This is a genomic window from Burkholderia sp. 3C, assembly GCF_054589155.1.
Genome location: NZ_BAAILN010000051.1, coordinates 1 through 1101 on the forward strand (window position 1 = coordinate 1; position 1101 = coordinate 1101).

2 protein-coding genes are annotated in these 1101 nt (G+C 53.2%); both read right to left on the minus strand.

Going from position 1 to position 1101, the window contains the following annotated elements:
* Positions 1-736 (minus strand): tetratricopeptide repeat protein (locus tag ACYP33_RS09215; protein WP_459621158.1); only part of this gene is annotated, 736 nt, incomplete at its 3' end.
* A gap of 3 nt (positions 737-739) precedes the next feature.
* On the minus strand, positions 740-1101 hold a 362-nt coding region (locus ACYP33_RS09220), incomplete at its 5' end, for a phospholipase D-like domain-containing protein (protein ID WP_459621160.1).

Genomic DNA, 1101 nt, shown 5'->3' on the forward strand with positions numbered 1-1101 from the left:
CGTTTGTCTCAGGAGGCGCTCCAAATCCCTCCTCAAGCGTCAAGGCAGCAAGCCGATCCCCCCCTGCCACCGCCATTTGATAAGCTTTTACAGCCTCCGGAAAGAGCTTGTCAGTTTGAAGATCCATACCCAAGGTGTCAGCTGCATCTGCGTGCCCTTGTTCGGCGGCACATTGGCGCATCTGTCGAGCAACGTCGGGTGACCTATCTATCGGAGCCAGCAGATCGCCGATGTAGGCCTGCGCCTCCGGGCTACCCATGTCCGCCGCCTTGCGAAAGTATCGTCGTGCCGCATCAGCGTCCTGTTTTACGCCATAGCCCAACTCAAGGTAGTGGCCCATGTCGTAATACCCACCGGGCACGCCTGCCTTGATCAGTTGATCCACCAGATCAATCGTTTCCACATCCGGGTACGGCGAATCCGCATAGCCTTGCGAAACCAGCCGTTGTAGGTTTTGATTAGCTTTGTAGTGACCGTAGGCAGCCGCGATCCGGTAATAGCGTGCGGCGCTATTGAAATCTTTGGGGCCGTCCTGCTTCTCAAGATACAGACCGTATTTAAAAAACTCGTCCGCCTGAGGATCGAGCGGCAACAGGTGATCTGCTTGGTGCACACAGACGAAGGCGAGATTCGCACGTACACGATCCATATCAGATTTCGAAGGCAATTGATTATCCTTGTTTGAGCAAGCAGAAAGTAATGAAGCGATAGAGAACGCGATAAAAATTATTTTCATGACTTAGTCCACTCGAAGTCGGCTCGTTGACGTCCTCATGAAACCAACTAGCGACGATTCTGGCGTCAGACCTTTGGCTTGATTAGTAGCATTCTTCTTGATGACATTCCCCCATGCATCAAATGCTTTAGCGGGCAAATCCTGCGCCCCCATCCCATTCGTATGCATCTCCCACAACCTCCTCCGCAACGCCTGCGTCACACCAGAATGCTCATGGCAGATATTCAACTCACTATCCACTTCCATACTGCGCAAATTCACGTTTGCCGAACCATGCGTGAGGAACACATCGTCCACGATCATGATCTTGCTGTGCACGTACACCGGCATCCACTGCTTGGCCGGTGAATCCGGCGCCACCAGCG